Source organism: Corynebacterium choanae, assembly GCF_003813965.1.
Lineage (GTDB): Bacteria > Actinomycetota > Actinomycetes > Mycobacteriales > Mycobacteriaceae > Corynebacterium > Corynebacterium choanae.
Map to the genome: position 1 here is coordinate 2,894,632 of NZ_CP033896.1, position 26,990 is coordinate 2,921,621.

The 26,990-nt window shown below is 55.3% G+C and carries 16 protein-coding genes; 7 read left to right on the top strand and 9 right to left on the bottom strand.

From position 1 onward, the window contains the following. Window positions 1-307: 307 nt before the first annotated feature. Both CCHOA_RS10300 and CCHOA_RS10305 read right to left on the bottom strand, forming a co-directional pair. On the bottom strand, window positions 308-925 hold the full coding sequence (locus tag CCHOA_RS10300) for an HAD family hydrolase (protein ID WP_123930347.1): 618 nt from the start codon (window positions 923-925) through the stop codon (window positions 308-310). Between the two features lie 361 nt (window positions 926-1,286). Beyond that, window positions 1,287-1,874, bottom strand: coding sequence for a nitroreductase family protein (locus CCHOA_RS10305; protein ID WP_123930350.1), 588 nt, complete (start codon window positions 1,872-1,874; stop codon window positions 1,287-1,289). A 279-nt stretch (window positions 1,875-2,153) separates the two neighbouring features. On the opposite strand from CCHOA_RS10305, the gene CCHOA_RS10310 reads away from it, so the two are divergent. Further along, window positions 2,154-2,963, top strand: coding sequence for an Fpg/Nei family DNA glycosylase (locus tag CCHOA_RS10310; RefSeq protein ID WP_123930353.1), 810 nt, complete (start codon window positions 2,154-2,156; stop codon window positions 2,961-2,963). Between the two features lie 690 nt (window positions 2,964-3,653). Continuing rightward, the gene (locus CCHOA_RS10315) at window positions 3,654-4,091 is read left to right on the top strand and encodes a hypothetical protein (protein ID WP_123930356.1); all 438 of its coding nucleotides are present in this window, start codon (window positions 3,654-3,656) and stop codon (window positions 4,089-4,091) included. Window positions 4,092-4,348: 257 nt separating this feature from the next. Here CCHOA_RS10315 and CCHOA_RS10320 read toward each other — a convergent pair whose 3' ends face one another. From CCHOA_RS10320 to CCHOA_RS10340, 5 genes are all read right to left on the bottom strand, one after another. Next, window positions 4,349-5,629 carry an FAD-dependent oxidoreductase gene (locus CCHOA_RS10320; RefSeq protein ID WP_164472477.1) on the bottom strand — a complete coding sequence of 427 codons (1,281 nt, stop codon included), beginning with the start codon at window positions 5,627-5,629 and terminating at the stop codon, window positions 4,349-4,351. A gap of 883 nt (window positions 5,630-6,512) precedes the next feature. After that, window positions 6,513-9,392: a leucine--tRNA ligase gene (gene leuS, locus CCHOA_RS10325; RefSeq protein WP_123930363.1), complete on the bottom strand. Its 2,880-nt coding sequence runs from the start codon at window positions 9,390-9,392 to the stop codon at window positions 6,513-6,515. Between the two features lie 826 nt (window positions 9,393-10,218). Then, window positions 10,219-11,373 (bottom strand): GIY-YIG nuclease family protein, encoded by a 1,155-nt coding sequence (locus CCHOA_RS10330; protein ID WP_245992138.1) that lies wholly within the window; start codon window positions 11,371-11,373, stop codon window positions 10,219-10,221. Continuing rightward, window positions 11,366-13,345, bottom strand: coding sequence for a DEAD/DEAH box helicase (locus tag CCHOA_RS10335; RefSeq protein ID WP_377739540.1), 1,980 nt, complete (start codon window positions 13,343-13,345; stop codon window positions 11,366-11,368). The genes CCHOA_RS10330 and CCHOA_RS10335 overlap by 8 nt, the downstream gene beginning before the upstream one ends. Next, window positions 13,345-16,101 (bottom strand): DNA methyltransferase, encoded by a 2,757-nt coding sequence (locus tag CCHOA_RS10340; protein ID WP_123930369.1) that lies wholly within the window; start codon window positions 16,099-16,101, stop codon window positions 13,345-13,347. The genes CCHOA_RS10335 and CCHOA_RS10340 overlap by 1 nt, the downstream gene beginning before the upstream one ends. A 182-nt stretch (window positions 16,102-16,283) precedes the next feature. On the opposite strand from CCHOA_RS10340, the gene CCHOA_RS10345 reads away from it, so the two are divergent. From CCHOA_RS10345 to CCHOA_RS10365, 5 genes are all read left to right on the top strand, one after another. Further along, the gene (locus CCHOA_RS10345; RefSeq protein ID WP_123930372.1) at window positions 16,284-16,643 is read left to right on the top strand and encodes a hypothetical protein; all 360 of its coding nucleotides are present in this window, start codon (window positions 16,284-16,286) and stop codon (window positions 16,641-16,643) included. Between the two features lie 165 nt (window positions 16,644-16,808). Next, entirely contained in the window at window positions 16,809-17,741 is a 933-nt protein-coding gene (locus CCHOA_RS10350) for a GIY-YIG nuclease family protein (RefSeq protein ID WP_123930375.1), read from the top strand. A gap of 213 nt (window positions 17,742-17,954) precedes the next feature. Next, window positions 17,955-19,274, top strand: a complete 1,320-nt coding sequence (locus CCHOA_RS10355) for a phosphatase PAP2 family protein (RefSeq protein WP_245992139.1) — start codon at window positions 17,955-17,957, stop codon at window positions 19,272-19,274. A gap of 491 nt (window positions 19,275-19,765) precedes the next feature. Continuing rightward, entirely contained in the window at window positions 19,766-21,916 is a 2,151-nt protein-coding gene (locus tag CCHOA_RS10360) for a magnesium transporter CorA family protein (RefSeq protein WP_123930378.1), read from the top strand. A 336-nt stretch (window positions 21,917-22,252) separates the two neighbouring features. Continuing rightward, the gene (locus CCHOA_RS10365) at window positions 22,253-22,717 is read left to right on the top strand and encodes a hypothetical protein (RefSeq protein ID WP_123930381.1); all 465 of its coding nucleotides are present in this window, start codon (window positions 22,253-22,255) and stop codon (window positions 22,715-22,717) included. Between the two features lie 797 nt (window positions 22,718-23,514). On the opposite strand, the gene CCHOA_RS10370 is transcribed toward CCHOA_RS10365, so the two are convergent. Continuing rightward, a complete protein-coding gene (locus CCHOA_RS10370; RefSeq protein WP_123930383.1) occupies window positions 23,515-24,591 on the bottom strand; it encodes a hypothetical protein in 1,077 nt (358 codons plus the stop codon). A 571-nt stretch (window positions 24,592-25,162) separates the two neighbouring features. Then, entirely contained in the window at window positions 25,163-26,473 is a 1,311-nt protein-coding gene (locus CCHOA_RS10375; protein WP_123930386.1) for a dicarboxylate/amino acid:cation symporter, read from the bottom strand. Between the last annotated feature and the right edge of the window lie 517 nt (window positions 26,474-26,990).

Sequence of the window (26,990 nt, forward strand, 5' to 3'; positions counted from 1 at the left end):
AGACTGTCAGTGTCGGCTTGCAACATAGCATGAACCAATCCACCGGATAGTGATAGAAATAGCAGCGGGAATCCATACATCATTGATGGATTCCCGCTGCAATGTATTTCTTTGCGACGTGTGCTCGGCAGGGTAGCTGCCGCGATGGGTGCAACCTCCCTGTGCGCTCCCCGCAGTGATCCTCACCGGGTCGCTGCGAGTTGATCAACGCGATCCTTGTTTCAGCTGCGAGGTAGCAAGGGCGGCAACACGGCATTGTGTGTGCAACGCATCCCGGATGCCGAACCATGCGGCAATGAGTGATGCACTAGTCGTTGCTGGACTCTGCTGCTGCGTCGACGATGCGCTGCACACATGCAATACCGGTGAAACGCACCGCGTTCATCCCAGCTTTGCGGGCGGCAGCAACATTGTCGATGGTGTCATCGAAGAAGGTGATTGCTTCTGGTTTTTCACCGAGCGCAGCTGCTGCTACTTGATAAATCTTCAAATCTGGTTTGGCCAGTCCCAGATCGCAGGAGAACAGCACAGCGTGGAAGGTTTGTAAAAATTCGTGGGTTTCGGCAACCTTGTCGGCAAGGAACTGCGGAATGTTGCTTAGTAACCCCACCTTGTAGCCGTCGTTTACCAGGTTGGAAACATAGGCAACCATGGTTTCGTCCGCGTCAAGCCAACTGTCCAGATCAGCTGCAATGACCGCGTCAACATCATAGGAGTGGGGATCGACACCAAGATCCCGGGCAACAGTTGCCCAATAGTCGGCCGGGGTGAGTTCACCGGCGTCGAAGGCTGCCCGATGCTGCCAGTAGACCGGCCAGAGTTCATCACCTACTCCTAGGGTTTGCTCGATGCGGCGAAGCTGCGCGGGGGTTTGCAGCTGCAGCAGCACACCGTACAGGTCAAAGAGCAGCACTGGTTTGGTCATGAACTTTCTCCCAATCGGGTTGATGGCGGTGTCGCTAGCAGCAGCCGGAAGAGGTTGCTGTGTCGTGGGCAAACAACGTGGAAACAGCGGCAGCTAGCAGGTGTGGAAACACACTTCAGCTGTGAAGCACACACCGTTTACCCTTGCCAGCTTAGCAACCGCGAAGTATCGCAAAACCTTATCCGGTGAGGGTGCTTGCACTGCACCGCACCTTGGTTGGCAGCCTGATTGGGGCAAGCGACCCGTCACCACATCCCAGGCACCGCAATCGTTATGGCGACGATGCCTGTTGGCGCGGTAGGCCCGTGTCACTGGGGTAACCAGCACCCGGTGACACGGATCCACTGGAGTCACTTGGGGGTTAGGCGTCGTAGCGGTCGTTGATGCGCCGATTTGCCTGCCGGCCGGGATGTGCCGGGGTTTCCCCCGGATAGCCCATCGGAATCACCAATGCGATCGCCCGATCATCCCGGTCACCCAGGCCGAGGGCTTCTTTCACCTTTTGTTCATCCCACCCGGTGGCAGGACCGGTTGCCAGCCCTTCACCTTGCGCGGCGATGAGTGCGAAACCAGCCATCAGCATCGCGTCTTTCATCGCATCTTCCCGCAGTTGGCTGGCGTTGCGTTTTTCCTTATAGGTGGCGATGTAGGTTTGCCGTTCCACCGGCATGATGTCGTCGATGTCCTCTGGGAGGGCTTCGACCCGGGCAACCGCCACCAGCACAACCGGGGCGGCAGCAAACTGCTGCTGGCCGGAGTCCTTAGCGAGCTGGTCTTTGATTGACTGGTCGCGAACCACTACCAGATCCCGCAGCTGCAGATTAAACGCAGACGGCGCTTCCAATGCGTGGGCGACAACCCGATCAAGAACAGCATCAGTGACCGGGGTGTCCGCATAGACGCGGGTTGCCCGCCGGGAGGTGATTGCTTCAGTGACGGTAAGCGACATGGTGTTTGAGTCCTTTTTCTTTTCGTGAACAGCAAGGTCAAGAGGTGGATTGTGCAAACTGGCAACAACAATCACGCGAGCCGGTGGGTCTCGCCGGAACACGGTTGTTGCCGTGGCAGCCGCAGCAGCGACACCCGTCTTACACACCTGGTGCGGCAGCAGCACCGCACCGGGGTGGCGAGGAGGGATAACCCCACCACAAGTATTTGCACACGCAACATTCAAGTGGTTTGCGGCGGCAATTATTCCCAACCCTTACCAGCGGACTACATTGAACCCATGCCTGAAGGTCACGTATTGCATCGTCTTGCTGGTGAGCTCAACCGTCGCTTCGCCGGAAAAGTATTGGAGATTTCTTCCCCGCAAGGCCGCTTCCAGGCGGAAGCTAACCTCCTGCAAGGGGTGCCCTTCGACCATGCTGAAGCCTACGGCAAACAACTGTTTTTACATTTTGCAACCCCCCAACCGGAACGCATCATCTTCATTCATCTTGGGCTCATCGGGAAGTTTCGTTTCTATGAACACACCCCACCCGCCGGGATCATTCGCCTGCAGCTGGTCTCTGACGACACCTATGCAGTGTTAACCGGGCCGCAATGGTGTCGACTCATTGACGAACCCACCCGGGAGCAGGCCATCCGCAAACTGGGGGCGGATCCGCTGCGTGCCAGTTCCGATCCGGGAGCAATCTGGCCGCGAATAAAACGATCCAGCCGCCCCTTCGGGGAACTGCTCATGGATCAGTCGCTCTTTGCCGGGGTGGGCAATATTTATCGTGCCGAAGTGTTATTTCGCGCCGGTATTGCCCCGAAACGTAAAGGGAAACGGATTCTGCGCCGCGAATTCGATGCAGTCTATGCCGATTTGGTGGAACTTATGGCTCTTGGGGTGCGCGATGGTCGCATTGATACTGTTCGCCCTGCGCATCTTCCCGAAGCGATGGGGCGCCCACCCCGTGACGATGCGCATGGTGGGGAAGTGTATGTCTATCGTCGCGCCGGTGAACCCTGCTATGTGTGTGGCACCCCGATTCGCCACGAAATCATGGGCAACCGCAACCTGTTTTACTGCCCAACCTGTCAGCATTAATCCCACCTATTACCCCCACCTGGACTGCCGCCACAGTGCACCAACTACACAGGCTGCGCTAGCCCAGCGAACCATGACAGCGCCGCCAAGCTGCGAAGAAACCAATACCCCCCACAAAAACCACCCCCACAAAGACCACCACACACCGCAAGCCCACCCAGGCTACACACTCCGCGGTAGTCGACCACACACTCCGGGTAATCGACCACACACTCCGGGTAGTCGGCCACGGTTGTAGATGGTTGACAAACCCACCGACACCGCATGTACTGCATGGCTGCTGCTTCCAGCAGGAAAACATTGCTGTGCAACAGCATCACACCGGCACTGGTACCCAGCGCACGATAACGACATCGATGCCCGCTACAATCAGTGACGACTGTTTTTCACCGTTGCCGGTTACCCCCACCCCCAACTGTGCTGCCACAATATGTGGCGGTAGTTGTCGTGCAATGAACCTGCAACGTTTAAGCTATAAATCCAGCGATATTCGCCACAGTCGGCATGTTGTTTGCGGTGGTGCACCACCGGCGCAACGATATGTATCGGCAACTGGTGATCCCTTAGCGGACGCTGAATAAGTACTCTGAGCCGCCCCAGTTTGCCATAGCTGACATGCCGCGAAGAGAGCTAAACAATCCATATAAACAATGCTTGCCGGCGTTTTGTGAAAGTAGTGTTGAACCGACCATGTCTCAGGCCACCATGCTGGAAAAATGGATGACGTCGTTCATCTACGACTATCTCATGCCCACACCAGCGGCAGTGTTTGACCCGAACGATCCGCAAAGCAACTGGCCGGCTGTACCAATGAAGGTGGTGCGGCAGCTCCCAGTATCAAGAGACCGGTTCGAACAGGCCAGGAAACAAGCCCGCACCCATCACAGTTTGTATATCAACACCCTCGACGAGGCGTTGCTGCAACTGTGGGCAGTCGACCAGCTGCTAGCCCGTGACGATGTGATGGGCACTGCTGCACAATTTTCCGAATCGACCCGAAACGCCCTGCATATTTTGTTTACGCTGCGGCTGCGCATCGAGCAGGAGCAGGATGCCAAAATTATCATCACCGATGCGGAGATCCGGCGGCTGCTCAAGGAAGTTGAACTCGACCACGACACCCCCTAAGCGGTGGTGTCGCACCTGTAGCAAAAAACGGGCAGGAGTCTTACCCGGCTATGCCGGTGCGGTGCGGGCCGGGCAGATGCAGGTTTTTCGACACTGCTAGCCCGCAAAAAACTAACCGGGCTACAGTAGTGCTTCAACCCCCACCGCCTAACCAAGTGCACTGTGCGCACCAGGGATGCAAACAACTTGCCCTGTGATGGGCTCGAGCCCGTAACTGCGACGATCCCAGAGACTGGAATTGTTCAACCACCCGTGGGTTACTGCGATCCGAAGCGGGACAGCATCGCCTCGGCAGCCAACCGCCCAGAGACCATCGCCCCATTGATGGTTCCGGAATGTGTCCAGTCACCCGCCAACGCAACACCGTGATGGAAAAACGGCTCGATTGGTTCCCGACCCGGCAGCTGTGTGGGAAGTGCATGAGCGATGTCATCGCGTGCGATAAGCTCCAGCGAAGACTTCGGCACACCCCAAATAAACGCGAGATGTTTGCGGGCTTCCTCTTCCCCGGCGGGATGCTGCCCATCAAAGAGTGCCGATCCTTGCACCAAACTCATCCCAACCGGCGCATACAGCGGATTCACATTCGACATCACCGCCGAATTCACCAGCGGCCCGCGCAGATGAGGATCCATGGCAAGCAGTTTCTCCCGGGGCAGCTCTTCACTGGTGGCATACCAAAAAGTGGTTAATCCGCGGGTGCCAGGGGTTTTCACCTCCCAAAAGTCGGTCACATCTTCCTGCCCGGTTGCCAACACCACAGCATCAACCTGATAGGTTTCCGCCGCGGTGCGAACCGTAACCGGTCCGGTTTCCGCAGGCGCTAGCGACTCCACGGGAGTGTTGAACACAAACTTCACCCCGAGTTTGCGGGCTGTATGTTCGAGCTGTTTACCAATCGACCCCATCCCCAACCCGGGCAGGGCAGGGGCTGCGGCGGCGAAGAGTTTCACCATGGCACGAGCATAATTGTTGGAGGTTTCGCCCCGGCTTTCCCCCAGCACACCGGCGAAAAACACAAGCATCATGTCTTTTGCGATTTGATCAAACCCGGCGCGCTCAAGGGCTTCGTCGAGGGCAATGTCTTCCCGCCGGGCAGGGAATGGATAGTCGCGTTTCTCGGTGAGAATCGGTGCGAGCCATTTGATGACGGCAGCAATCCCGGAGGCGGTGACGAGATCTTGCTGCGCCAGTCCACTCAACGTGTTTTTCAACGTGCGAATATTGTGAAAAGGATTGACCAGTTTCGACATTGGCTCCTCTGGCATGCCTTTGACGAGGAGTCCTGGATCGAATGGGTGCAGATCAAGGGCGGGCAGGTCGAGGAATCGTTGCGCCTCCGGATATCCCGGGTTGAGGAGCTGAAATCCCCGGTCGAGGGTGAATCCGTCAATAACCCGACTGCGTTGGCGTCCCCCTACTTCGTCTTCCCGTTCGATGACTGTGACTTGCACTCCTTCGCCGGCGAGACGAAGTGCTGCGGTCAATCCTGCAAGACCAGCACCAATGACGACTACTTCCCGGATTGCTGTAGCCACACGTTGCTCCTTTGATTGGTTAGCATTCCCACGCTGGTGGTGTCGGGGTGACCACCGCAATGATGTGGTGAAGCGGATTGGGGAAACCCACTAGTTCACCATGGTTTGGCGGGAATGTTTTTGGCTCGTCTTCCTATCTTTGCACATTGCCCCAGCAGGGGAGGGAGTTCTGGGAAGGGATGCTCCTGCGAAAACCCCCACACCTGTGCAGGGAAGCATGAAACACCGGTGTGGCGGCAGTATCAATGCGCTGCCTGCCGCAGTCTGCTAGTAGTCTGCTAGTAGTCTGCTGCAGTCTGCTAGTGATAACAATCATTGCCGCAGCGGTGAAAAGAAACTACAACCAACCACATCGCACCGGGGAACACTAGTGCCGCGCTAAACAGCGATCCCATTAGCCTGTCGACGTTGCTTCAAGGGGGGGCAACTCGTTGCCTCAAGGGGTAAGAGCATTGCCGCACCAGGCGAGCACTCTGTGAGTGGAACAATTGCTGTGTAGAGCGCGATTATGATTCTTCGCTGTCACCGCGTGTTCTGCTACCCAAGCGCCCACAGGAATGCCGGCACCACACCTGTCGGTGGGCAGGTGTGCACCCTGAAGTATTCAGTCGTCTCAACTGCCTACCGAACAGGTTGATAACACATCCAACAATGCCGGGTTGCGCAGCATGTGTGCTCAACCCGGCATGATGTAGTGCTATGCAGGTTTCCACCGGAGGTCATCGATTCCACCGGGGTCATGTATTCCCAACAGGCCACCTGACCCTGGCAGCCGGGCAGCCCGGCGACGATGATGTCCTTGTCCCAGGGTGGGAGGGCTGCGCCCCTGTGCGTCACCACAGGATCAAACGAAGGGTGTTCACCGGGGCACGGCAGAAGGGAACTATTTCACCACAATGTTGATGATCCGGCCTGGCACCACAATAGTTTTCACCACTGTTTTGCCATCCACATAGCCAGCAATCTTGTCATTTGCCAGTGCTGCTTCTAACAACGCATCCTTGTCCGCATCGGCAGGAACCTCGACGGTGGCACGCACCTTGCCGTTGATCTGTACCGGCATTTGGATGGTGTCATCGACAAGATACTGTTCATCGGCCTCCGGGAAGGAAACATAGGTGATGGTGTCCGCCGCACCGCCGAGGCGGTGATACAGCTCTTCGGCGATATGTGGGGCAATCGGGGCAAGCATCACCACAGCTGGTTCCACGAGGGCTCGTGGCGCCTTACCCGGATAGGTTTTCGTCACATAGTTGACGAACTCGATAAGTTTCGCCACCACGGTGTTCAGTCGCAACCCACTGTAATCATCCCGGACACCAGCAATCGTGCGATGCAGCATCTTCAAATCATCATCGGTTAACGCCCCATCAGTGACGGTGACTTCACCACTGGTTTCATCAACCGCCAGACGCCACAGCCGCTGCAGGAAACGCTGTGCACCGATAACATCCTTCGTTGCCCACGGCTTCGAGGCTTCCAACGGCCCCATCGACATCTCATAGACACGCAACGTGTCTGCACCGTATTCTTCACAGAACTCGTCCGGGGCGATCGCATTCTTCAGCGACTTGCCCATCTTGCCGTATTCCTGGGTCACCGGCTCACCGTTAAAGAAATACTGCCCGTCGCGTTCTTCCACTTCCGCCGCCGGCACATACACACCGCGTGCATCCCGGTAGGCGTGCGCCTGAATATAGCCCTGGTTAAACAGGCGACGATAGGGTTCTTTACTGGTGACATAGCCCAGATCGAACAGGATCTTATGCCAGAAGCGGGAATACAGCAGGTGCAGCACAGCATGCTCCACGCCACCAACATACAAATCGACGCCACCCGGGTCTTGTGGACCGTGCAGCTCAGGGCGCGGACCTGACCAGTAGGCTTCATTGTCCTTGTCGCAGAACATTTCCTCGTTGGTCGGATCGATATACCGCAGCTGATACCAGGAGGAGCCAGCCCACTGTGGCATCACATTCGTATCCCGGGTGTAGGGTTTGAGCCCATCGCCTAAATCAAGTTCGACCTCTACCCATTCTTTCGCCTTCGCTAGTGGTGGCTGCGGGGAAGAGTCTTTATCATCCGGGTCGAAAGACACCGGCTTATAGTCAGCAAGCTCGGGAAGATTCACCGGCAGCATAGCTGCATCTAGACCGTGGGCAAGACCGTTTTCGTCATAGACGATCGGGAAGGGCTCACCCCAATAGCGTTGCCGAGCAAACAACCAATCCCGCAGCTTGTATTGCACCTTTTCTTGGCCAAGATCATGTTCGACAAGCCAGGCGACCGCGGCAGCGATTGCTTCCTGTTTTGCTTTGCCGTTTAAATCCAAACCTTGCTCGTTGGCGGAGTTCACACTCACCCCCGGATCGGTAAACGGTGCCTCATCAATGTTGCCGCCGGCGACCACTTCCCGAATCGGTAAACCGAAGGCCTGTGCAAAGGCATAGTCACGGCTGTCGTGGGCAGGAACCGCCATAATCGCCCCCGTGCCATAGCCGGTGAGCACATAGTCGGCGATAAACACCGGAATCTGCTCCCCGTTGACCGGATTAGTGGCATAGGCACCTAAGAACACACCGGTTTTGTCTTTGTTTTCCTGCCGCTCCAGATCGGATTTCGCCGCAATCGATGCCCGATATGCAGCCACTGCACTTGCCGGATCAGCTTGCCCAAACGTCCAGCGGGAATCAATCCCGTCATAGGAACCAGTCCCGGTGGAAACAAGTTCATCGACGAGTTCATGCTCCGGGGCAAGCACCATATAGGTCGCACCGAAAAGGGTGTCTGGACGGGTGGTAAACACCTCAATGGTGTGGCCTTCACCGGCAGCGAACTTCACCTGTGCACCAACGGAGCGACCAATCCAGTTTTGCTGCATCGCCTTGACCTTTTCCGGCCAGTCCAGATAGGCCAGATCGTCGACGAGCCGATCAGCATAAGCAGTAATCCGCATCATCCACTGGGTGAGTGTCTTGCGGAACACGGGGAAGTCGCCACGCTCACTACGCCCATCGGCGGTGACTTCTTCATTGGCCAAGACAGTCCCCAACCCGGGGCACCAGTTCACGGTGGTCGATGCCCGATACACGAGCCGATATTCATCGACAACAGCAGCCTGCTGCACCTTCGACAGCGTCGAATAGTCGTCTGTGCCGAACTGTTCAACCAGATCTGCCGGTATTGGGCGATCCCCTGATTCGAGCAGCGGAAGAAGCTCTGCAATGGGGCGCGCAACCTGGGTTTCCGGATCAAACCAGGAGTTGAAAATGGTGAGGAAGATCCACTGTGTCCACCGGTAATAGTCCGGATCGGTGGTAGCGAAGCTGCGCCGCTTGTCGTGGGCGAAACCCAACAAGTCGAGTTGGCGCTGCATATTGTCAATGGACTCTTTGGTCTTGACTGCTGGATGCGTACCGGTTTGGATCGCATACTGCTCCGCCGGCAAACCGAAAGCGTCATAGCCCATGGTGTGCAGCACATTCCACCCGAGCATTCGGTGGAAACGACCATAGGCGTCGGTGGCAATATAGCCGAGCGGATGCCCCACATGCAGCCCCACCCCGGAAGGGAAGGGGAACATGTCTTGCACAAAAAGTTTCTTTGCTGGGACAGCTGCCCCATCAGCAGGCGCCAAATCCCCCACTGGGTTCGGGCTTGCGAAGGTTGCATTGTCCTGCCAATACTGCTGCCATTTGTGCTCAATGGTGCTGGCAAGATCTGGGGTGTACCGGTAGGCCGGATTATCGCTCGGGGTGGTCATGAGGCCTTATTCTATACGCCCCAAATCATCCCGCGAAGATAATAAGGCTCTGGCCATCTGCCCATACCACGATGTGGAATACACCCGGCTGGGAACCATCGAAAACTTGCCCTCTACGAGCCATCGCACAGGGCGGGGTGGGGTTGCAACACATAAGCCAAATGACACGAAGTCCACGCTGCGGCAACCACCTCCCCGGTGGCCACACCACTACGTGCGGCTGAAGAAAAGCGAGCGAAAGCCACCGATGAATTGATCTGCACTGTGGCCTGAGTAAACCAGCCGGCGACGTCTAAAACCAAGCAGCGTGCGACATCAGTGGTCTGCCTTAGGATTTTTCAGACCACGACACTAGAAAGTCTCCTACCACGCATTAACAGCGGTAATGTTCGTTCCGAATGCTTACCAATAGCGTGATGACCACTGGACAACAATCCGTGGCGCAGGCCATCCGCAATGAAACCTCGCTGAATACCTGTCCGAAGCAAGATGGCACATGTCTGCTCACGAAGTTGGCATCCTAACCTGTTCCGCTGCCGCCTTTGTGATAGCCCAGGATCAGTGCTTTTTGTCTTGAGGTCATGGCTGGGGTGGTAGGGGACAAACTGCTCAAGGCGAAGAAGGACTTAGCGTAGCTCCTTCAATCACATCACATGGCTTTCAGAACAACGGGGCGCTGCCGAACTGCATCGAGACAGCTAAAGGTTACCCGGCACCTGGAACCGGGAAGGATTTTTCTGCACGAACATCCAGATCAGCATCCCGCGAGAGCTTCACTGTTCACCCGATCACATTCCACGATCCGGCCACATTCCACCAATGATGCCTACTGCACCTGTCGGAACAGCTCGTCTAATATCTGATCAATCTGCTCCAGCTCGCAGACAAACCACTCACTGGGATGTGAATCCTTGCCGCCTGCCTCGTGCGCTTCAATCTCCAAACGGAACTGCGCGAATGCCGCGTGTACTTTTTGCTCGACGATCGATGGCTGCACGTTAAACAACTGGTAGTCCGCAACGATCTCTACTGGTGCGAAGAGGTAGGTTGCCGAGTCTTGCGCGCCCTTGATTCGCTGCTCCACCGAAGTGGTAGTAAATCCAATCTTGTATAGATTGTCGATGGAAGATATTTCCGGATCATCACTTAAGGATCGCAGCACATAAATATGCCCTGTTCCCTTGTCTTCGGCGAAGATATCTGCGGTTTCAAGGGTACGTTTCGCCAACACCTGGCCTTCTTCTTCGTAGATCCGCACCGCCAAAGACTGCACGTACATCCGAGACTCGGTGCCATTTTCAAAAATGACGTGCAACCGACGCTTTGGTTCACCGTCAGCGGCCTTGCCAGCATTTGGTTCGGGCTCGAAGATTGCAGCGACATACGCCAGCATGCCGCGAATGAGATAAAAATTACCGACTTTGATCGTCGATTCACCAGCAAAGCGACGCGGTACAACTTCACCGGCGCGCAGCAGCTCGTGCTGCCTCGCGAACAGTGGGCGGAATTGGTCAAATTCCTGCGCTTTGACGCGATTCGCCCGGGATTCTGGAGACTTCACAGAGGCACGCGGTAGCGCACTTAAGTCGAAGAGGTCATCGTTTTCGGCGAGCAGATCGCCTAACACGTCGTCGGGTTCACCGGTGAGCAGTTCTTCGACTGAACCTGCCTGCGTCTGTTTACTTAACAGTCCTTCGGAATCAAGGTGTTCCAAGGCGGTGATCTTGGCGTCACTTCCCCGAATACCAACGAGCCGGGCGCCAAGTTTCCGTTCGCTAATATCGCGGGTGTCAGCAGAAGGCTCCCGGCCATGAATCTGTACGAACTCAATCACTTCCAAGAACGCCCGCTCGAGACGGTCATCGGCGGTAAGTTGCTTTGGTTTCTCAGGAGTGTCAAGCAGACCATCGACATCGGAGTCGAAAATCGCTGCAAACGCTGCATCAAGATCCGACTGGGGAGCTCCATCTTCGTTACTCACTTGCAGCTCCTTCCTGCTGGTCGCGCATCCTGCGCTTCTTGTCTCGCAGATACAGCAGTGCTTCACCAAGTCGGCGCTCGATAGCGTTCTCGGACCGGGGATTGGGTTCCTTGCGGTTCATCTTGACAAAGGATTGAATCTTCGGCCACAGCTGCATAGCTTCTTCGTCGGTGATTTGCAGCTTCGAGGTGGTAATCGCATCCTGGATCGAAGCCAGTACCCGCGGCGTCACTGATTTGCTCATGACCTCAAAGGCACGTTGGAAGGGATTGATGGAGTCAATGAGGTTGATGTTGAGCTTTTCAATATCAACAAATTTGTCGGCCATGCGGATAAAACGCTGATCACCAACTTCACGGACTTCACCGTTTTTGATCACCGAATCAGCGATGACCTGTTGACGAACTTGCTCTACCTCCCCCTCGGACAGCTCAGGATAACGACGTCGAATAATCTTTGGAATCAACACCTTGTTTGTGGTCTCTGGATCGAGTGAACCAGCTGCCGCCTTGGCAAAGGTCTCATCCTGCAGAATCGTCGCTTTGAGATCGTTTAAGTCAGTGGCAACGATCTGCCGCACACGATCGGTTGTCGGCTCCTTAAAACCAATGATCCGAACGGTATTCTCGTCGTCTGAGGAATCTTGATCATCATCGGAAAGCTTGGCTTTGAAGTTGAAGTTCGGCGCCAACACCTGTTCCATCAACAATGATGCAGTAATCGCTTTCAACATGTTATTGACGGCGATCGTCACATCATCATCGTCAGCATCAGGCTGAGCAATGAGATTCGTGAATTGAGCATGGGTTTTCCCCGGTGCGTCACGAGTCACCCGCCCAATGATTTGAATAATCTCTGTCAGTGATGCGCGATAGCCGATTGTGAGAGCTTCCTGCGCGAAAGGCCAGTCAAACCCTTCTTTAGCCATGCCCAGGGCGATAATGATGTCCACCGCATCCGGGTCTTTGGAAGCAACCGTAGACAGATAGTGCAAGACCTCCGCACGAGCTTTCTGATCGAGATCATCGACAAGGTCGGCAATGCGAAGAATCTCCCCGTTGTCACGCCGCCGTACAAGATAAATGCCATGCTCGTCGTGGCCTTCCACCACACCAATGGCATCCATAATCTTGCCGACTTCCTCGAACTTATCTTTCGTTGAGTCACCGGACTGCACACTCGGGATGTGAATGATCGTCTTGTGCTCAAGGTTAAGTGCTTCAGCAATCGAGTCGGTGTACTGCCCTTGATAGAAATGGTGGCCGATACCGAGCGACTTCAGATGCTCATAGCCGTTGAGCTGGTCATAGTAGTTGAAGGTGACTGGGGTGAACTTTGCCTCATCTTCAGGATCAAGCACCGGCAAAGAATCGCCCCGGAAATACGATCCTGTCATCGCAATGACATGCGCATTCGAGTTCGCCATGATGCTGCGGATCAATTTTCCGAGTCGGTTATTCTCGAGATCGGCGGAAACATGGTGGAACTCATCGATGGCCACCACACAATTGTTGAACGCCTCTGGTTGCAACGCGTCAAACGCAAACCGCAACGTCGCATGGGTACAAACCAAGATAGGATCTGACCCTTCCATAAACCGGCGAAAAGCCTCCACCTTGCCGGCAGAAGATCCTGGATTACACAGGTTGTTTTCTTCTTTCAACACCCAATCGGCGAAGAAGCCGTGCTCGGTGAGATTGGTTGAGGCAAACGATCCACCGATGGAACGTTCCGGGACAGCAACAATAACTTTCCTCAAGCCCTGGTTAAACAACTTATCCAAGCCGACGAACATCAACGCACGCGACTTACCCGACGCAGGTGGAGCCTTGATTAATAGATACTGCGCACCGCGGGCCTCGTACACTCGCTGCTGCATCTCACGCATTCCCAGCTCGTTGGTCGAGACAGACTTACCAGATTGCGCATATTCAACGTTGACCACATTGTTCTGTGGTCGGGCATGGTCAATCACTTCCGGGCTCCTTTGCGAGACTTTTTCTTTGGTGCAGCGGCTGCCTCATCAGCAACCATTTTTTCGTAAAGCTTGAACAACACTGCCAGCCGCTGCTCATCGGAGTCGAAACCGTCCTTGCGGTAGATCGAGTCCACCAGCACATCATTTTCTTCGTGTGCCTCAAACAGGAGCTCTGGCATTTTCTTTGGGTCGTAGAGCTCGGCGAGGGTGTGCTCGCAGAAATATTCTCGAACATCCAGGATGCGCAGCGCGGTCTGAGTGAGTGCTTCTTTCATATTCTTGCTCAACGGTGGCACCGGGAAGTTGTTGTACACAATTGTGTTCGAATAACGGTAGTCTGTCTTCATCCGTCCGCCAACGGCTCCCAGCCACGTCATGTGCATCTTTGACGTGAGCAGCGCGAACAGCCAAAGCTCTGCATCGTAGACTGCGAAAGCAGCATCAGAAATGACGGTGTCAGGTCCAAGGTAGCCCATCGGAACATAAGTCCTAGCCTCGGATGAAACCCGGGGCACTATGATGGAATTTGTGGGTTTATGTTGCTCCCGGAACCGCCAAGGTACTTCTGCGAGTTTTAGAGAATCCTTCGTTCCTAGTTCGATTCGGTGTCTTTGCGTTGCTTCAACTCGATCCCGTATCCAAGGGATTGAAAGGGCGTCCAGGAGATCAGCTTCGAGGATCCAGATAGCATAACGGTCGATTCCATTGATGAACTCGTTTGACCCATAAAATTTCCTGAGATACTTAAAGCCCGGTGCATTGGAAGTTAGGAGCAAATGCCGTTCATGGGACATGAGCAGGAGGTTTCCGCCATCGTATGCCATCATGCCGAAATTCATTGAAGGAATTTCCGCGATAGGGTTTCGCCGTCTGGAGATTATCGATGACGTTTCCTCAGAAAGGTAGGGGCTGATGATTTTCACAGTTCTGGCAACTCCAGACTGAAATAGATGCTTTGGTTTGCCAGACATTGTGCGCAACCCAACAACGACAACCGACACACCTGGGTTGTGTTTAGCGTTGTTTGTCCACTTAAAGGACGGGTACGCGTATCCGATTTCCAGACCCATATCGAACAGGAGCGGGAACATCAGCCCAACATGCTCGCCCTGGACTATCGAGTTGGTGGAGATAAACGCTAGCTGAGCACACGATCCCTGAATGTATTCTCCTCCTTTAATAAACCAAGCCGCAACGTAGTCGAGATTTTTAGAAAACGGGCGGTCGCCGATCGCGATTTCAAGATCCATCGTCTGTTCTTTTGTCCGCTTCCTGCCACCCACGTACGGAGGATTCCCGATCAGATACACCTCCTCCTCGGGGCTGTGGGGGCAGACCTCATTCCAGTCGATCCGGGTGGCGTTCGCACACTTGACCTGAACCATGCTCTTCAGCGGGATCATCGGGAGTTCTGCGCCGAACTTCTCCTTAAACTCCATATTCATCTGGTGTTTGGCGATCCACAGAGCCAAAATGGCGACCTCGGCGGCGAAGTCATCGATCTCGATTCCGTAGAAAGAATCGACTTTAACCAACGAATCGCTAAACAACGTCATGTAATCTCGGGAAAGCACAGAGAGCCGGTCAAGGATCGCATGCTCAAGGCGACGCAGCTCCTTGTAAGCGATGACCAGGAAGTTGCCGGAGCCACAGGCAGGATCAAAGATCTTGATCTTGCCAATTCTCTCCAGGAGTTTTTTCAGTTTCTTCTCCGAGTCGTAAGCCCGCTGGAATTCATCGCGTAGCTCGTCGAGAAACAGCGGCTCAATGGTTTTTAAGATGTTCGGTACAGAGGTGTAATGCTGACCAAGTTCACTGCGGGAACCGGTTGCGACCACGGCTTGGAACATTGAGCCGAAAATATCGGGATTAATATCCCTCCAGATCAGTCTGCCCAGTTTGAGCAGAAGAGTGCGTGACTGCTTATCGAAGGTTGGGACGACATAGTTCGCCTCATGGCTAAACAGCCGACCATTGACATAGGGGAACGGCTGCAAATGAGCAGGCAGGTTTTTCTTGTCGGCCACATCGAGGGCATCGAAAATGTTGGTAATCACCTCTGCCGTGTCCGAGCCATCTTCCCTGGTATGGGAGGCAACTGACTGGGTGAACAGTCCCTCGTCGAAGAGTTCGGTGTCCTCGGCGAAGTAGCAGAAAAGCAGGCGAGTGAAGAAAATATTGAGGCTATGGCGGCTGTCATCTGTGGCGACGAGATCCGGATTGGCCGCAACAAGGGCATCAAACAGCTTCGCCATTTCTGCCGCGGCCTTGGTATCGGCTGGTGCTTCTGCCACATATTGTGCCTTTTCCATACCAGCCCAGGGCAGGAAAAATGCGGTGTGCTTGTCGATTTCAGCCAGCGGAATGAGCCGGTTTTCGCCAGTTCGCGTATCAACAGCTGCCATCCACTGACCATCATGGACGATGACAAAGCGGATCTTGTGTCGCACGACTATTTCATGGGTGCGAAGCGCTTCAACTTCGGTGAGTAGATTGGTTTCGCGTTCACCGGTTGTGGCTGGCTGGGGCTGACCGGCAAGACTACGGAAATAGAACACTTCCTTCTGCGCATACTCACCGTGTTCCGGATGAGCGGCCACATTGATCTGCCCTGACCGAACACGGGTGTTATTCGACTTTGACCGTCCATATGCCAGCAGCAGCTCGAAGATAAAGTCGTCATCGTATTCTTCGCGCCCGGCAAGTGCTTCAACGCGTTCTTCAATGGTTTTTAAGCTCAGCGGCGGCAATGGACGACCTCATCCCTTCGATCTGCAGCAACACGGATGTTTTTTGCTGGTCTGCAGAGTTTACGGCACGCAGTGCACCTGGAGTGCCAATACCGTTCCAATCTTTCGAACAGGTCTGCTGCTGTGTTATATGACATATCGCTCGGCTTAAGTGCTGAGGCTGATAGAAACAATCACAGATTGTGGCTGTTCGTTACTTGCAAGAGTTCACGGCGTACGTGGTGCGCGCAGCTCTGGGTCGTGGAAAAGGCATCACCCTTGTACAGATCGCCCATGATTTCGTTTGCCACGAGATGACGCTGTCGAAGTGGTTTCGTGCCCATCGCACTGACGAAGGAAGCAGCGCAGCACTTGGCTCAGCGATAAAATCCCAAGCTTTGCGTTTTTACCCCTCAAGAACTCTGCGTTCTTTCACGGCCTTTCGTGTCCATGCCCTTCACATTTTTGCGCCAGTTTGCTCTGACGCCTTAAGTAACGCCCGGTTCGTCAGCGATCTCGACGTTGCTCATTCCGGTAGAGGCTATCCCGCCTGTGCGCTGTAGTTCGCGGACGATCTGCTTAAGGGGAAACCAGTTTTGCGGGTCATGAGGTTCCCCTAGAGGAGTGATGAGGCTTTTTAGTCATTGTTGTGCCGAAAACTGGACGGTTCCGTAGATGTTCATGGCTCTAAAACGGAGTACCAGTAACATCTGGCAGACTTAACGATCATGAAGCTCCCGGCGCGCACCATCCAGTTGTTCTTAATCGACGGGGATCCGAAGTATCGCATCAAGGCCACAGTGAGCAATTGGACTGGTCTGGTCTTACTGCTGCCCCGCACATGTCTTGATTGGAAACCTAGCCGTTCCGACCTCAACCAAACCGGGGTGTATTTACTCTTCGGGCGCAATGAAGACACCCAGTTTGACCAGGTCTATATCGGGCAGTCATGTGAACGGGACAATGGCAACGGGATCGCCGGTCGACTGGCCGAACACATGAGAGATCCTAGGCGCGACTATTTCACCCATGTCATTGTGGTCACCACCCAAAATGACTCCTTTGGCCCGACAGAGCTCAACTACCTCGAGCATGTCTTCTACAAGCTGGCAAAGCAGGCTGGTCGTTATGAAGTGACCAATGGCCCCTGCCCTGCAAAAGGCAAGGTGACCGAAGAAAAGGAAGCAGAGCTCAACGAGTTCATCACCTTCGCCCAGATTGTCATTGGATCCTTGGGCTATAAGGTGTTTGATCCGCTTGATGGATCACATTCCGGGTCGGGTGCGCTCACCCAGGAGGCACATCCTCCCCAGGAGGAAAAGTTGACAATGCGCTACAAGGATGTGGTCGCCTATGCCCGACAAAGCCCTGACGGGATTGTTATATTGCAGGGGAGTCAGATTAATCCGAATCTCACCGCCTCGTGCCCGGATGGTGTTCGTCTGGCGCGAAAGAAACTTGCGGATTTTGTTGGGAAAGATATGCGCACAACTCAGGATCTGCTCTTTTCCTCCCCGTCAGCGGCAGCATCATTTGTGGCGGGTGCTTCCCAGAACGGTCTTACCCAATGGGTGTTACCTGACGGTCGAACGTTAAAACAGGCAGAGACTGACGAAAGCCAACGCGCCGCAACAATAAGCAACCTGCACGATTGCCAGTGATGCGACCTGGTGCCTGGTAAACGGCTTGCTTATCTTTTTTCAAACGGCAATCGACCCGGCATAATGCGTTGGGCGCGGCACGGGAACTCCGTGGTGTTTACCATGCCAGCTAGGGCACAATGAATTATCCCAGTGAATTTATCCCCGTGGAGCACCTATCGCATCCGCAGCTATAGAGGCTTATCCAACCCCGTAATGAATGGCTTACAATGCATGATCTATATCCGCCAGTACCGCATGAAGAGTAAACGCTGTACTAGCGCTGCCAGCGGCACTAGCGTTGCTGGATTTAGCGGATTTACTAGGCGGATCGCCACAGTGCTTGCCACCTTGTCGATAACTGCAGGAACACTGCTCACACCTGTTCCATCGCACGCCGATGTATCGAATACGGTTGCGATGCCGACCCCGCAGCCGTTTCCAATCACCGCGTATTTGCCATACCTGTCGGATCGTTCATCCTATGGCAGCGGGGTGTATAGCGAAGTGCTTGCAACGTATCCCGCGCTGCAGCGCAATGAGCAGGTGATGGCCAGTAATGTGGCACAGGTAGTGGCGATTAATAACAATGCCAGCGCAGAACTTGTTGACGATGCGTTAGCTGATGCGGCAACACTCCACCGCGGGGTGCTTGACCTGGTGGCCGATGGGTTAGGTCCACGCTTGGGTTCCTATTTTCTGCAGAGTCTCAACGAAGGGCGGCTACCGAAAACACAGATGATGTTTGGCGGGGTGATTGCCCGTGCTGGGGGAGTGGCAAATTCCACCGGGTTTGAAAAGCTTTACTTCGCCACACCGCGACCATTTGTGGCTCACCCGGATTTGATTCGCCGACATGGTGCCGGTGATGGACGAATCTATAAGGCCTATTCACCCTCGTTTCCATCCGGACATACGAATCAAGCAACCTGGCCAACGACACTTCTTGCCGTGGTGCTTCCAGAACTTGCGCCACAACTGCTAGAGCGTGGCTCCCGGCAGGGGTATCACCGGCTGGTGCTCGGGGTGCATTATCCACTCGATGTTATCGGCGGTCGAATGACTGGGATGGCTGCCGCTGCTGATAGGTGGAATGATCCCGTTATGCGTGAACACTTGCGGGCTGTTGGCGACGAGATCCGCGCAGAGCTTTCGTGGCGGTGCGGAAAACCGTTTATGGAATGCTTTGATGGTCTAGACACTACGGCAGCGGTTAGCGACTACACCTACCGGCTGAACTATGACTTTGCGCCGATTGCCGATACACACCAACCAATCCGGGTACCAGTTGCCGCCCCTGATCTTCTGCTTGGTCGCTTCCCTAACTTGGACTATGACCAGCGTGCCCAAATCTTGGCACAAACAGCTCTTGCTTCTGGGCTACCGCTGGATGATCCGCAGGCTTCTTGGCAGCGGTTGAATCTCAGCAGGGCAATGACTGCGACTGTCCGCATCAATCCGGATCACACGGTGACAGTCCTTGGTGATGCGACGGGCTCAGATGACAACGTCAGCAACGCCACAGCAGCAGGAGACAAGTCGTCAACGCTGTAACAGGCGATGCCATGACAGGCGGCAACGCGAAGAACCTTTTTGTCAGCGCGAGCTTACCGTCATTGTCGATGTGGGGAACTGCTGCTCGGTAAGCAGACAGGGTGGACGAGTGCATGATTGTGCGGCGCGGGTACAGCAGCAGCGGAGCGGGAATACATGTGGCGTGTTCACCCACTCATGTCATGGATGCGCAGCCTTATTGAGCCAGACTTACTGTGCTATTGAGTACAGGACAGGGGGTGCTGTCTTGGGGCAGGGTAAGCAGCCGTGGTGGTTATCACCGTGGTGGTTATCCGTGGCGCGAAGATCAGTATCTGTGAGATCTCTGCTGGTGCTTTTGCCCCTAGCACCTGCCCGTCGACGTTTCGTCGACCGCATGGGTTACCAAGACTCCCTGGTTTGTGTGATGCACTTTTCCCTGCTTTTTCGTTTGCTACCATGTCTTTCGTCGCGTTCCCAGCCTTCCCACAATCACAGGTAAGTCCCCCACCATGACGCATCACATCAACGACACACCTCCCACCTTCGACTGGGCAACGCTTGCTGACGGCGACTATTGGGATCGCACCTACCAGGGTGCGTCAACATCCTTCCCCACCAGTCGTGAAGCAGCAGCACAGCTCTACACGGCGATCAATAGCACGGGTTTCTACCAGCACATGGGCTATGTCATCGATCTTGCTGCATCCCCGGTGTTTACCCGTGATGCCGACTGGTGTGTGGCCACGTTCTCCCTGGTGTATCCCCTGTTAGCGCCCGGTGACTTTACTGACAAGCAGGCGAGCTTCACGACAGATTTGGATCTGGAACTGTGGAATTGTGGCCGTTTCAAAGGCTTCGGGGAGATCAGGTTTTCCGCCGATACCTCAGACAGTACGGCTTTAGCATGCAATCCGAAAGCGTTCTATCAGCGGGCTAGTCACCGCTATCCTTCCGACTTCGCTAAGACGTTAAGTACTGCCGAAGTCGAGCAACTGCCTTATCGCACCGTCAACACTACAAACAGCACAGCGCACACCAGTCCACAGTCACCGGCCACAGGGAGTAGTACCAGCTCCAGCAGCAGTAACACCAACGACAACTGCCGGGCGTATCATCTTCTCGTCCGGGATGAAGCGGGGATTACTGCCTTTGACCTGGCCGAAGACCCCGCAATAGGCAGCAGTGACCCGCATACACCCGCAGGACGCTTACGGCTCATCGCCGTTGAGCTCGTCGAGCATGCAAAAGCGATCAAAGCCAGCGAGACAACTGCCCATATTGATCGCTTCCTGACCATGCACTTCGTGCTAGAAGGGCCAAGCAACACCATCTTGGAACGGACTTCTGAAGCGCTGCACCGCCCCCGCAATGAACTGCGGCTTACTCCTTCAGCAGCGCGTGCACATTCGCGGTTTACCGACCAGGTGCCAGCACTGAAGCAACACACGAACAAGTACGATCACACGACAGTATCCGTGCTGCCCTACTTCGTGGAACTCACCCGCGAACTGCTCAACCTTCGCGATGGTTGCCCAACACCTCACCAGCACAACACCACAGCGAATACGCACGCTACTCGATCCGCTCCTGCCAGTGGTGATGTTACGCAGCGCACCACTGCAACCGGAAGCCTTTCCACTGCTCGTGAGCTGTTTCAGTTTCAGCTTTCCCGCGGCAACAACCTCGAATACAGCCAAATCATTGACGGTTCACCGCAAAGCCTCGACCCACCGCACCGGCAACCGATTGCCTATCGGATGGTGTGTGCCGTGCCGAATTGTCTCAACCTGGGGTTGCCACAACTGCTGGCATCCACTGACGGGAGTACACCGGTGGAATCTTGCGCACCGGAGATTGCGCTGGGGGCTTGGGGGTGGAAGCTTGCAACCGGTGCCGACCAGTATTTTGAGAACATTCCTGACATCACAGATGAAACCGGTTTTGGCCAAGTTGATACCAGATCACGCTTTTGGTCGGTGTACAGCGACCAGGCAGGTATCGCCTTTGTCCGCAAACCGTTACGCCCCGCAACGTTGCAATCAGGGGAGTGTGCACCACGGTGTAATGTCACCTCAGACCCGAAGAACTATATGCTCGTGGCGACAGTGTTTCTTGATCTTGCTTTGCTCGCTATCCGCAGCGAAATGGCTATTGCTGTCATGCAGCAGCAACTCGACTGCGATATGCTCACAAGTCACACGCTGACAAAAACTGTCGACAGCCACGACGTCAATAAGCTCGCAGTTGTGCTCGATAATCTGCAGCTGATTCACCAGAATCATCTCGCATTTCGCCGTGACCTGTGGTTCGAATCCATCCCCGGCCATCGCTTCGACTTCCTCGTCATGCAGGCGATGATCCGCAGCCGGGGAGTCAAAGCCGCGTATGAAGATTTCCAAAACGAACTCACCTTGCACAAAGAGATCCTCGAGACCGCTTTCCAACGCCAAAGTGACTTGCAGCATGCCGAGGAGCAACACACCCGGGAGAAGCAAAACCAGATCCTAGGTGTGGTGGCCACAGTCCTGGCAGTCCCAGCCTGGATCGAGCTCTCCGGGGCAAATTTCAGTGTCCCCACACTCGTTATCGGTGCACTGATCGCGGCACTCCTTGCAATGATCACCTGGAAGGGGCTCAATTTCCTCGCCCGAAACAAGTAACAACAGACGTCTAACCTGCAACCTTCCCAGCTGGTAGAAGCATCCGTCGGCTCGGCAGCAACGGAGCAAACAGCCCTAGTACATGGCCCGACAAGGCTTGCGTTACAAAGCAAGAAAAGCGGCTACAACCAGTACAAACTTCTGCCCTGCTCGAGGCCCATTCACCGGGAGTGAGCTTGGTATCCGCCTGTGCACCACGATGCCATCCCCATCTGAGGCACAGTGGTGCGCTGTGCTGTTGGCAGGTGTTTTCCTACGATGCGCGAACATTATCTCGTTGCGTGAACCTCCATGAAAATGCTTGCCGGCACATCAGGAATTTCTTAGTATGTTCCTATGAAAAAATTCAGTTACGCCCTACTCGCGGTTGCTACCGCTACTGCCATGTCCACCGCTGCTATCGTTCCTGCTAGTGCAGCAACTAGTAGCAGTGAGAAGAAGGTCACCGTCAACGGTAATGAATTCCCGTGCACGCTAGTCACCGATGACCAATCGGACTACGAGATGCTGAAAGAGCTCTCGGCAGGCCGAAAGTATTTCGAGGATGATTATAAGAACGCAGACGACGAAGAGAAGAAAAAGCTAGCAAAGCAATATCAGGTCGATGCTCGCATTCTGTCTTCCTGTGGCCAGCTTTCTAGCGCAACAGCAGTGACCTTAAGCAGCCCAGCAGCCTCAAGCGCTGGCAGCAACACCACCACTCTCATCGCGGTACTCGCAGTAGTGGCAGTACTTGGCGCTGGTGCAGTTGCCTCCAACCCAGCACTTGCTGCACAGCTCAACCTGCCACTGCCGCAGTAACATCATCCAGAGTGCATTAGTTGCACTGATCTGTTCTTCCAAAAGCAACAGCGCCTAGTGTGTACCGAGTTCCGCTCGGGTAACACCAGGCGCTGTTCGCATCCCACCATCAGCTCACCCTGGGTTATTACGCTGCTTATAACCTAGCGGCGGTTGCCCTGCGATACGGCTCTTAAACCTGGCTCAGGCCAGTGCGTTCGCACAAATATGTCGCTTCCCAGGGTGTAGTCTTCCCTCGGCTTAGCACCGGGGAGCCGTATTGCTTGCAGTAAGAAGATTACTACTATCTGTGACGTTCTGGTTAACACACAAGTTGCAATCTCGGCAGCCCTCCTGCCGACAGAGCGAAAGCGTAGGATTTCTAGGCATTAACGGATTCGGAAGGCTCAACCATTCGCTGCAGGGTTCACCGTTGGCAGGTTCACAGAATCGTCGGATACAGGTGGATACATTGCACCGTTCGCGGTGTTGCGCTGTTTCTAGCGGATTCTAGCTGCTGCTGACTCCTTCTAGCTGCTGTTGGTTCTTCGGCCACAACTGGCTGCTTTTGTTGGCTTTGGCTCCTGTACGTTGCGATTGGCTACTGTTGGCTGCTGTTGATGGTTGTTCAGCAGATCGCACTGGTTGCGGTGGTGTCAGGAATGGTGTTTTTTTTCGACATCCGTATCTGGTTCAAGTTCTTGTTCTGGTGTTAGTGCTGCACCAGTAACCATTCCTGCCGCAACCATTCCTGCTACTCGCAGCTGTGCCTGCCACCCGCGGTTGTACGAGCCCTGTCTGCTGTGCGCTTTCACCCGCTAAAAGCTTCGCGGACCTGGGGGAACTGGGAGACCTTGTTGGTGGAGCGCCCAGGGCCGTTGCTCTGGTGGGGCAAGCCGTAACGAGCCTGGCAGATCGGTGCGAATAAATACCCGGTCGGCATCGGTAATTGGCGGATAGGCTGCTGGTGGTGCAACCTGTGCCGGTGCCTGCTGTGGTGTTGGGGTGCACTGGGGCAACAGATTCACTAACAATCCGATATTGATTGCTGCGGCAGGTATGTGTGATGAGCCTGGTGGCAGACAGTGCAGGCGTGCCTGCACCACGGTCGGATCAACTCGTTCAAACGGGGCATACGCTTGAGCACTACCAAAAGCCGGTGCCTGTGCCGTCTGCTGTGCCTGCGGCGTCACTGTCCTTGTGCGAGGACGCTGATGTCCGGGCAGGGTATGCGCATTGCCGGGTAGTGCGCCAAGGCTTGCCAGATCATTTGTGAGTTGTTCTTTACTGCCGGCGGTGCGGGCAGCCACCACAAAATCTGGACCAATAGAGACCGATGCGTTGATACGCCCATCGTCGTCCCAGCCGAACTTGGTTGCCCAGGTGCCGGGAATCGTGGCTGTGCCATAGTCTTGGGGGTATCCGTCGGCTGCAATGGGTGTAGCTTGCGCCATCGCGTCAATAAGTGGGCGGGCTATGGGATCGTGTTGGATTGCTGCCACGAATCGAGCGACATCGTTAACACTGGTATTTCCCCACCCCCAGGTTGCACCCGCAGTCGTGTGCCGCAGCTGATAGCGGCGAATAGTCCACACAATTGCGCCCGGATATTTCCGATCAAGCCGATCGGCAATGGCATCATCACTCGTGCGAATCATCTGTGCGACAGCTGGCGCATCCGCCGGATCGCCCGCTGCTAGCACCGCATACCCTAAATACAGTTTCGCCAGTGACAAGGATGCCCCGGAAAGATCCCCCAAAGAGTTCGTCATCACACCGGTGCTGGTGTCGATCACGCTGACCTGGGTGCGTGCCGGTGGTGCTTGGGTGATTGTCAAAGCTTCCGCCGGAGTAGGGAAGGCACTGATGGAACCCACTGCGACAGCGACTGCCACGCCGAATGCGCTCACTGTACGCCGTACCGGCGAAGCATGGTGCTGAACTGTTGGCCGCAGGATCCCCCACCGACCATTTGAGGTGCTTCTCATTGTTCCTATTTTAGAGCGTATGACAGTGGCGCCGGGTACTGCCCTCGGCAGCCGCAGCAATCCCCGCCTGCCAGCTGTGCAAGAACCGTTCCCATCCTGCGGAGGAACTTGATCCTATTCAGGGAGCAGTCACACGCTGCTACCTGGATACCGCAACTGTTCGTCCGTAACGCAGGACGCTGTCCACTTCTGCACATTACGCCAGCCGCAGCTGGTTGCGCCCGGACTGGACTGTACCAAGGTGACATGGCGGCGAGTACATGGAGCACATGCGTTATCACTGGCGTTTTTCAGTGGTGCCGCTGCAGATGTCTGCAATGACCGTGGTGGCTACAGGGGGAAGAAATGACACCACCCGCAGCGCCCAGGATGGGCTGCTGCGGGTGGATGGCTGCGGGGGCGCGGAACGTGATTCCGCGGTCAGCGGCTGGATTGTTGCCGCCGGCCACAGCAGTTGTTGTGGTGGAACAAGAATTCGCTACCTGCCGGGGGTGCGGGTCGCGGCACTCTCCGCCGTAGCAGGCGGCACATCAGCGGCCGGATCAACATCTTCTTCGATAAAGGAATCAATCTCGAAACCGGAGCCTTCAGCAAGTTCCGCCCGGGAGATCCCACCCTTAGCGAAACGATTCACCAGCAGCGCAATCGCCCCGTCACCGGTGACGTTGCACGCAGTACCAAAGGAGTCGATCGCAATATAGGCGGCGATCATGAGTGCCTGCTGCTCCGGGGAGAATCCGAGCATCGAGTCCAGCAACCCGACAGCAGCCATAATCGCGCCACCCGGAACACCAGGGGCGGCAACCATCGTCACCCCAAGCATGAGAATAAACCCGAAGGCCAGCGCCGGGGAGAGCGCCATGTTATCCATCGACATGATCGCAAACGCAAACAGGCAGATCTTCATCATCGACCCGGCCAGGTGCGTGGTGGCACACAGCGGAATGGTAAACCCGGCAACTGAAGGAGCCACCCCGTTTTTCCGGGTGCACGCATAGGTCACTGGAATTGTGGCGGCTGATGAACTCGTGCCTAACGCAGTGCCGTAGGCCGGCACCATATTGACGAAGCTGCGCCACGGGTTCACCCCGGCGATAAGACCAGCCAACACGAATTGGATAAACAGCAACACGATGGTCATCACCACTGCGAGCAGCAGCACTTTACCGAAGGTGGCTAGGGTGTCGGTCAGGTTGCCGTTCATCCCCATGCCGAGGAACATGCCGAAGATATAGATCGGCAACAGCGGGATGATGAACTTGGTAATCACCCGCATAATGACCCGTTCCAGATCACGCACACCCGCATACAGCGTGTCGGATTTCACTGCGGTCATTGCCACGCCGAGCGTAAACGCCAACAGCAACGCGGTCATCACCCCGATTGGGGCAGGCATGTCGATGGTGAACAGCGGCGACAACGCCCCTTCATCAACATCTTTGGCCGTCTGTGTGGTTTCCCCGGCGAGCAGCCACGGATACACCGCCCAAGAGGAGACATATGCCAGCGCCCCAGAGAACACCGTCGACGCGTAGGCAATAGCAGTAGTCACGGCAAGCCACTTCCCGGCACCCCGACCAATACCGGCAATAGCAGGCGTAATCAACGCAAAGATCAACACCGGGATAAAGAAGCCAAGGAAGTTACCGAATAGCCCGTTGAACGTGATGAAAATACGGGCAAACCATTCCGGCAGGAAGAAACTCCCGGCAATACCTAAGATGATCGCCACAATGATCTTAAAGAGCAGCGACGAAGTAAATCGTTGTTTCGTTTGAGGAGCAGCCATCAGGCGTATGCCTCCTTACATACCTTCCCGAAGCAGGAACAGGTGAGAGTGTGGACATATGACACAATCTGCGCCGACCAAGGACACCAGCATCGACAGCAGCGCGACCACCCGAGAAGATGGGGCACGTGAATGATCACCCAGCAGACCACCATCAGCTTGGGCACGATCGCCAACAATGGGCACCCTGCTGTGGGAACTCATCCGCACTGTGAACCGCGCCACGTCCTGGGAAGAGCAGCAGATTAACGCACTCATCTTAAGCCCTCACAGCAAATCTTCAGCAATTTTCGCTGCGGTTTTCATACTGGGATCGGGGCAACGACCACGCAATCATCGGCTTCATCACATCAGGGCACCGTGTATCGTGTGGCACCCAATCACCCGATAACACTGCTGCTGACATCAGCGCAGCGCACCATCTTGGTGCAACCCGTGTGATTTTGGTCGTGGCTATTCCACCGGCGGGCGGCTCCCCGGCGGACTGTTGCGATGTCGATATTGTGGCGTACACCCA